Source organism: Cupriavidus sp. HPC(L) (assembly GCF_000307735.3).
Taxonomy (GTDB): Bacteria; Pseudomonadota; Gammaproteobacteria; order Burkholderiales; family Burkholderiaceae; genus Cupriavidus.
Genome location: NZ_AMPR02000137.1, coordinates 1 through 7,949, shown reverse-complemented (window position 1 = coordinate 7,949; position 7,949 = coordinate 1). Strand labels below are relative to the sequence as shown.

Annotated in this window: 6 protein-coding genes; 4 read left to right on the top strand and 2 right to left on the bottom strand. The window is 68.8% G+C overall.

Translation table 11 applies throughout. The annotated features are described in order from the left end of the window. Positions 1-708, bottom strand: a 708-nt coding sequence (locus B551_RS10095) for an alanyl-tRNA editing protein (RefSeq protein ID WP_023264002.1), incomplete at its 3' end; no start/stop codon positions are given. Between the two features lie 237 nt (positions 709-945). On the opposite strand from B551_RS10095, the gene B551_RS10090 reads away from it, so the two are divergent. From B551_RS10090 to B551_RS10075, 4 genes are all read left to right on the top strand, one after another. Next, positions 946-2,562 (top strand): PLP-dependent aminotransferase family protein, encoded by a 1,617-nt coding sequence (locus B551_RS10090; protein ID WP_023264001.1) that lies wholly within the window; start codon positions 946-948, stop codon positions 2,560-2,562. Positions 2,563-2,752: 190 nt separating this feature from the next. After that, positions 2,753-4,672 carry a molecular chaperone HtpG gene (htpG, locus tag B551_RS10085; RefSeq protein WP_006575479.1) on the top strand — a complete coding sequence of 640 codons (1,920 nt, stop codon included), beginning with the start codon at positions 2,753-2,755 and terminating at the stop codon, positions 4,670-4,672. Then, positions 4,672-5,223, top strand: a complete 552-nt coding sequence (locus B551_RS10080; RefSeq protein WP_006575478.1) for a DNA-deoxyinosine glycosylase — start codon at positions 4,672-4,674, stop codon at positions 5,221-5,223. The genes htpG and B551_RS10080 overlap by 1 nt, the downstream gene beginning before the upstream one ends. A gap of 98 nt (positions 5,224-5,321) precedes the next feature. Continuing rightward, positions 5,322-6,227 carry a hypothetical protein gene (locus B551_RS10075; RefSeq protein WP_006575477.1) on the top strand — a complete coding sequence of 302 codons (906 nt, stop codon included), beginning with the start codon at positions 5,322-5,324 and terminating at the stop codon, positions 6,225-6,227. Positions 6,228-6,403: 176 nt separating this feature from the next. Here the strand turns inward: B551_RS10075 and B551_RS10070 are convergent. Continuing rightward, positions 6,404-7,949: ABC transporter substrate-binding protein (locus B551_RS10070; protein ID WP_023264000.1), on the bottom strand; the 1,546-nt coding region annotated here is incomplete at its 5' end.

Below are 7,949 nucleotides of genomic sequence, written 5' to 3'. Positions count from 1 at the left end.
GTTGGTGCGGCTCTTCTTCTCGATCTTGGTCACCGCCACCGGACCGATCTCGCCGACCGCGGCCACATGGGTGCCGCCGCAGGGCTGACGGTCGATGCCGGGGATCTCGATGATGCGGATCTGGCCGGTGCCCGCCGGCGGCGCCGCGCCGATGGTGCGCACCAGCTCGGGCTCGGCCGCCAGCTGCTCTGGCGTGATGCGGTCGATGCGGACCGGCGTATTGGCGGCGATCAGGGCATTGAGCCGCTCGCTGAGCTCGGCCTTGTCGAGCGTCGATTCGGGCAGGTCGAAGTCGATCCGCGCCGTGTCCGGGTTGATGTTGCAGCCGGTGACGGGCACCGGGATCAACGCGCCGAGCAGATGCAGGCAGGTATGCAGCCGCATCAGCCGATGGCGGCGGGCCCAGTCGATCGCGACCGTGACGCGGTCGCCGGGGGCCACTACCGGCAGCGCCTGATCGGGCGCGGGCACGTGCAGGATCGCGCTGCGATCCGGTGCGTAGACGGTTTCGGCCAGCGCGATCGTGCTGCCGTCGGCGAGCGTCAGCGTCCCGGTATCGCCGGCCTGGCCGCCGCTGCGCGCGTAGCAGACCGTTTCGTCGAGCACGATGCCCTCGGGCAGTACCGCGAGCACGGTGGCGTCGCAGCGGTCGAGATAGGCGTCCTCGTCGAAGCGCTTGCGCGTGGGCGGCAGCGGGGTGTCGGACATCGGGGGTCTCCTTGTTCTGCGGGGTGTCGGTATGTGGGCCGGTATTGGCCGAGCGCCGGAGCCTGTACCGGTGCGGCCGCCTGTGCCGGCATGGCCTTGCCGGCCGGACAGCCGGGCACCGGTTCGCCGGGTGACGCCGGACCGGCTTTTATCGTGTGTCGATGTTAGACAAGGTTGTCGGTACAGTACCGATACAGTTATTCTGCTGATCCTCAGTACAGTTTTCGGGGGCCGTCCATGGAAACAGGAAATCAGGCCGGGTCGCCGCACGGCGAGACCGGGCAAACGCCGCCGGCCGGGCAGGCGATCGGCCAGGGCAAGGACGAGGCGGCCGGCAGGCCGGCCCGTGCCGCCACCCGCCGTCCGCTGCGGCTGGTGTTGCCGTCGGCCCCTCCGGCATCGGGCGAGCTGTCGGCCGCCGACAGCCTGCCCGACCCGGTGCCCTCGGCGCAGATGACGCTGGTCGGGCAACTGACCGAATGGGCGCGGATGCGGATCGAGGAGCGGGTGTTCCGCCCCGGCATGCGCATGCCGTCGATCCGCCAGCTGGCGCAGGACAAGGGCATCTCGCGCTTTACCGTGGTCGAGGCCTACGACCGGCTGGTCGCGCTGGGCTATCTCGAATCGCGGCGCGGCTCCGGCTTCTTCGTGCGCGAGCGGGGGCCGTCGATCGGCCCGGGCCTGGGCGCCGGCATGCCAAGCGAGGGCGCCACGGCGCCGCATGCGTCGCGCAACATCGACGTGCCCTGGCTGCTGCGCAACATGTTCCACCGTGCCGAGCCGCGCAAGGCGCCGGGCCTGGGCTTCCTGCCCAACGACTGGCTCGATGGCGAGCTGATCGGCAGCGCGCTGCGCGGCCTGGCGCGCCAGCCGGGCAGCCATTTCCTGGCCAGCGGCACGCCCGAGGGCTTCCTGCCGCTGCGCCAGCAGCTGCGCACGCGTTTGGCGGAGCTGGAGATCGGCGCCGCACCCGAACAGATCGTGCTGACCTCGGGCATCACGCAGGCGCTGGACCTGATCGCGCGGCTCTATGTCCGGCCCGGCGATCCGGTGCTGGTCGGCGATCCCGCCTGGTTCGTGATGTTCGCGCGCTTCGCCGCCCAGGGCGCGCAGGTGATCGGCGTGCCGTACACGGCCGAGGGACCCGACCTCGAGGCGCTGGAGCGCATCGTGCAGGCCCACCGTCCCCGGCTGCTGGTCCTCAATTCGGTGCTGCACAACCCGACCGGCACCTCGCTGTCGGCCGCCAAGGCCTTCCAGCTGCTGCGGCTGGCCGAGCAGTACGACTTCCTGGTGGTCGAGGACGACATCTACTGCGACCTGTGCCCGCCCGGCCATCCTGCCACGCGGCTGGCGAGCCTGGACCAGCTCAAGCGCGTGATCTACCTCGGCAGCTTCTCCAAGACGCTGGCAGCCAACCTGCGGGTCGGCTTCGTCGCGGCGCGTCCCGAACTGGCGCAGAGCCTGACCGACGCCAAGCTGCTGGCCGGGCTGGCCACGCCGGAGATCAACGAGCGCGTGCTGTACAAGGTGCTGACCGAGGGCCACTACCGCAAGCATGTCGAACGCGTGCGCAACCGGCTGGAGCGCGCCCGCGACGAGACCCGGCACGCGTTGGAGAAGCTCGGGCTGACGCTGTTTCCGGGCCAGCATGCCGGCATGTACCTGTGGGCCGATACCGGCCGCGATACCAATGCGATCGCCACGGCCGGACACGAGGAGGGCTATCTGTTCGCGCCCGGCAGCCTGTTCTCGCCGTCGCAGCTGCCATCCGGCTGGATGCGCTTCAACGTCGCCTGCGGCCACGATCCGCTGATGCTGGACTTCCTGGCGCGCCAGCTCGACCGGCTATAGCCCCCGGCCGCCCGGGGCTGCCCCGGGGCTGACCCGGGCCTCGGGCTTGCCACTTGAAAATCCGCCGGGGCGTCCCTATCTGGCCGCCACCGGCGCCGCCATGCCACCTGCCCGCGGCGCACCGAATTGAACGATGGGCGCTGCCGCCTTTGCGCGGCGGCGGCGCCGGGACCCATTGACGAGGAGAACCATGAACGCCACGCACGAGACGATGAGCTTCCAGGCGGAAGTCAAGCAGCTGCTGCATCTGATGATCCACAGCCTGTACAGCAACAAGGAGATCTTCCTGCGCGAGCTGATCTCGAACGCCTCGGATGCCACCGACAAGCTGCGCTTCGAGGCGATCGCCAATCCCGCGCTGCTCGAGAACGACGCCGACCTGGCGATCCGCATCGAGACCGACAGCCAGGCCCGCACCATCACGATCACCGACAACGGCATCGGCATGAGCCGCGACGAGGCGATCCGCAACCTGGGCACGATCGCGCGTTCGGGTACCAAGGAATTCTTCGAGCAGCTGTCGGGCGACCAGCAGAAGGACGCCGCGCTGATCGGCCAGTTCGGCGTCGGTTTCTACTCGGCCTTCATCGTCGCCGACCGCGTCACCGTCGAGACCCGCCGCGCGGGCGTGCCGGCCTCGGAGGCGGTGCGCTGGGAGAGTGGCGGCGACGGCGAGTTCACCGTCGATGCGATCGAGCGCGCCGAGCGCGGCACCGCGATCACGCTGCATCTGCGCGAGGGCGAGGACGACTTCCTGTCGGCGTGGAAGATCAAGGACATCATCCGCAAGTACTCGGACCATATCTCGCTGCCGATCCGCATGCCCAAGGAGGTCTGGGACGCCGACACCAGCGCGTACAAGCGCACCGACGAGTGGGAGAGCGTCAACCAGGCCAGCGCGCTGTGGACCCGCGCCAAGAGCGACATCACCGAGGAGCAGTACGTCGCGTTCTACCAGCACATCGCGCACGACCACGAGAAGCCGCTGGCATGGACGCACAACCGCGTCGAAGGGCGCAACGAATACACGCAGCTGCTGTACATCCCGGCGCGCGCGCCGTTCGACCTGTGGGACCGCAACCATCGCGGCGGCCTGAAGCTGTACGTCAAGCGCGTCTTCATCATGGACGACGCCGAGCAGCTGCTGCCGAACTACCTGCGCTTCGTCAAGGGCGTGATCGATTCGTCCGACCTGCCGCTGAACGTCTCGCGCGAGCTGCTGCAGGAAAGCCGCGACGTCAAGGCGATCCGCGAAGGCAGCACCAAGCGCGTGCTGTCGATGCTCGAAGCGATGGCCGACAGCGAGGACCAGGCCGAGCGCGACAAGTACGCCAGCTTCTGGCAGCAGTTCGGCCAGGTGCTCAAGGAGGGCCTGGGCGAGGACACCGCGAACCAGGAACGCCTCGCCAAGCTGCTGCGCTTCGCCTCGACCCATCAGGATTCGGCCGAGCAGACCGTGTCGCTGGCCGACTATGTCGGCCGCATCAAGGAAGGGCAGGACAAGATCTACTACGTGACCGCCGACACGTGGAATGCCGCCAAGGCCAGCCCGCATCTGGAGGTGTTCCGCAAGAAGGGCATCGAGGTGCTGCTGCTGACCGATCGCGTCGACGAATGGATGCTGTCCTTCCTGAACGAGTTCGACGGCAAGGAGCTGGTGTCGGTGGCGCGCGGCGGCCTGGACCTGGGCGCGCTGGCCGACGAAGAGGAAAAGGCCGAGCAGCAGAAGGCCGAGGGCGAATGGAAGGACGTGCTGACGCGCGCCAAGGAGGTGCTAGCCGACAAGGCCAAGGACGTGCGCGTGACGCTGCGGCTGACCGACTCGGCCTCGTGCCTGGTGTCGGACGAGGGCGAGATCAGCGGCTACCTGCAGCGGCTGCTGAAGCAGGCCGGCCAGAAGGCGCCGCAGACCAAGCCGATCCTCGAACTGAACCCGTCGCACGCGCTGGTCGGCAAGCTGCGCCAGCTGGCCGGTGCCGATGCGGGAGCCGAGGGCGATGCGTTCGCCGACCGCGTGCACGTGCTGTTCGACCAGGCGCTGCTGGCCGAGGGCGGCATGCTGGAAGACCCCGCGGCCTACGTGCAGCGGATCAACAAGCTGCTGGCCTGATGCCGGCCAGGCGCGGCGTGCCCCGGGTGGTACCGTCGGCGGCGTCGCCAGGGGCGCCGCCAGACCTGCAGCAAGGCCTGCCGCCGGTGATCGACCGCCATACCCGCGTGCTGATCCTCGGCAGCTTCCCCGGCGCCGCGTCGCTGGCCGCGCGCCAGTACTACGCGCATCCGCGCAACCAGTTCTGGCCGCTGCTCGGCGCGCTGCTCGGCGAACCGCTGCCCGAGCTGCCCTATGCCGAGCGGCTGACGCGCGTGCTGGCGCATCGCGTCGGCATCTGGGACGTGCTGGGCGCCTGCGTGCGGCCCGGCAGCCTCGATTCCAATATCCGCCACCCGCAGGCCAACGACTTCGAGCGCCTGCGGCAGCTGGCGCCGGCGCTGCGCCGCGTCGGCTTCAACGGCGGCACCTCGGGCCGCTTCGCGCCGCAGTTCGCCGCTGCGGGATACGAGACCGTGGTGCTGCCCTCGTCGAGCCCCGCCCATGCCGCGCGCACCTTCGAGCAGAAACTGGTGTTGTGGCGCGCGCTTCTGTCACAATCGCGGCCGTGATTGACGCCGGACCGCCTCTTCGAATGGGGCGGTCTTTCCGTAGCCCGCCGCATTGCTGACTGCGTTGCGGACCGCATTGCCGACCGCATTGCCGACCCATGACCCTGTTGAAAAGAAAATCGATCGAAGCCGTGGCTTCGCGCCGCCCCGCGCGCGGCGAACGCGAACGCGCCGATCGCCGCCACGATCGCGACACGGCCGCCGACCGTGATCTGCGCAACGACGAAAAACGGATGACGCCGCGCTTTGCGCCGGTGACCTTCTCCGAATGGAATGGCGTGCGCTATCTGCATTTCGGCACCGAGTGGGTGCAGGGCGCGATGCGGCTGCGCAAGCCCGATGCGATCGAGCTCGAATACGCGCAGCAGATGATGGCCTGGCTGCTGTTCCTGTCGCCGTCGCAGCGCGATTTCCATATCGCGCAGCTGGGCCTGGGCGCGGCCTCGCTGACGAAGTTCTGCCATCGGCATTTCGCCAGTGCGCGCGTCACCGCGGTGGAGCTCAATCCCGCCGTGATCGTCGCGGGCCGCAGCATGTTCGGCCTGCGCGAGAACGACGCGCGGCTGACCGTGCGCGAACAGGACGCCTGGGACTATGTGATGGACCCCGCCAGCACCGGCGCGCACGACGTGCTGCAGGTCGACCTGTACGACGCCACCGCGCGCGGGCCGGTGCTCGACACCACGGCGTTCTACAAGGCCTGCCGGCGCGTGCTGAAGGACCCCGGCGTGATGACGATCAACCTGTTCGGCGACCACGACAGCTTTCCGAAGAACATCGTGCGGATCTGCGAGGCGTTCGACGATCGCGTGCTGGTGTTTCCCGAGGTGCACGACGGCAACGTCATCGCGCTGGCCTTCAATGGGCCGGCGATCGACATCGATTGGGAAACGCTGGACCAGCGCGCGCGCGTGGTGCAGGAAGCGACGGGCCTGCCGGCGCGCCAGTGGGTCAAGGGCTTACGCAGGGCGAATGCGCGGCAGGAGGAGCGGTTGAGGATCTAGGCGGACTATATTGCCGGCCGTGGTGTTCTCCCTCTCCCCCTCAGGGGGAGAGGGCTGGGGAGAGGGAGGTGGTTTTCGAGCGCGGCGGTGTCGGGACCGCCGTTGCCCTCTCCCCCAACCCCTCTCCCGCGCGCGGGAGAGGGGAGCCGCTAGCCCGATTCGGGCGCTATCTGTCGCTATTCCTTGCGGAAGAACTGCGCCAGCGACCATTCGTCGGTGCGCGCTTCGTAGCGGATGCCCTTGCGCATCGCCCACATCGCCAGCTGGCTGTGCGACGGAATGATGGCGTGGTCGGCCAGTGCGAATTTGGCGGCGGTGCGGGCGTTCTCCTCGCGCGCCTTGTCGCTGCTGATCGTGGTCAGCGAGGTCTCGATCAGCTTGTCGAGCTGCGGATTGCTGTAGCGCCCCCAGTTCCAGGTACCGTAGCCGGTCTTGGGATCGGGCGTGCCGGTGATCGAGCGCAGCGCGACGTCGGCCGCGGCCGAGCCCCACCCCAGCATCTGGAACGAGAAATCGCCCTGGCGCGCGCGCGTGAAGTAGGCCGCCACCGGCATGGTCTCCACCTTGGTCTGGATGCCGATGCGCGTCAGCATGCTGGCGGTAGCCTGCGCCACCTGCGCGTCGTTCAGGTAGCGGTTGTTGGTCGCATGCAGCGTCAGGCCGAAGCCGTCCGGGTAGCCGGCCTGCGCCAGCAGCTGCCTGGCGCGCTGCGGATCGTAGGCGTCGGGCTTGGTGCCCGGATGGCCGAAGATCTGCGGCGAGACGATCGACGAGGCGGGCACCGCCAGGCCCTCCATGATGCGCGAGACGATCGCGTCGCGGTTCAGCGCGTGGCTGATCGCGGCGCGCACGCGCGCGTCCTTGAACGGGTTCTTGCCGAGCGGCTTGCCGGCGCGGTCGGTCACATAAGGCGGGTTGTCGCGCGACTGGTCCATCTGCCAGAAGATCGTGCGCCACGAGACCTGCTGCTCGATGCGAAAGCGTGCGTCCTTCTTCAGCTTCGCCACGTCGGCCGACGGCACGCTCTCGATCACGTCGACATCGCCGGCCAGCAGCGCCGAGGTGCGCGCGCCGCTGTCGGTGATGATGCGGAACACCGCGCGGTCCCACTCGGGTTTCGGGCCCCAGTAGTCAGGATTGCGCTCCATCACGATCTCGCTGCCGCGCGCGAAGCGGACGAACTTGAACGGCCCGGTGCCGATCATCGCCTTGCCGCTGTCGAAGTCCGTCTGGTTCAGCGTCGCCGCGATGCGCTTGGGCATGATCGGCACGCTGTTCAGGTCGTTGGCGAGGTTGGCGTAGTTGCGCACGTTCATCGTCAGCCGCACCGTCAGCGGGTCCGGCGTGTCGATTCGCGCGATCGGCTTGGTGTAGCTGGTGAACGAGCCCGGCGCGTTGGTCAGCTTCTCGGGGCGCTGCAGCGACGCCTTGACGTCCTCGCTGGTGAAGGGCGAGCCGTCGTGCCACTTGACGTTGGGACGCAGCTTGATTTCCCAGGTGGTCGCGTCGATCGGCTTCCACGACAGCGCGAGCCCCGGGATGTAGCGGGCGTTCTTGTCCATGAACACCAGCGATTCGAAGATATGCAGCGCGATCGCGTTGTTGGGTCCGGCGTTGTTCCAGTGCGGGTCCATCGACGTGACGTCGGCCGCCAGGCCGATGCGCAGGTCCTCGGCCTGCGCGGCGCCCGCGGGCAGCAGCGTGAAGGCCGCGCTGGCACCG

What these genes read in the sequence shown, in the direction of transcription:
- B551_RS10090 (WP_023264001.1), top strand. Translation starts at nt 946, where the DNA reads ATGGAAACAGGAAATCAGGCCGGGTCGCCGCACGGCGAGACCGGGCAA.
- htpG (WP_006575479.1), top strand. Translation starts at nt 2,753, where the DNA reads ATGAACGCCACGCACGAGACGATGAGCTTCCAGGCGGAAGTCAAGCAG.
- B551_RS10080 (WP_006575478.1), top strand. Translation starts at nt 4,672, where the DNA reads ATGCCGGCCAGGCGCGGCGTGCCCCGGGTGGTACCGTCGGCGGCGTCG.
- B551_RS10075 (WP_006575477.1), top strand. Translation starts at nt 5,322, where the DNA reads ATGACCCTGTTGAAAAGAAAATCGATCGAAGCCGTGGCTTCGCGCCGC.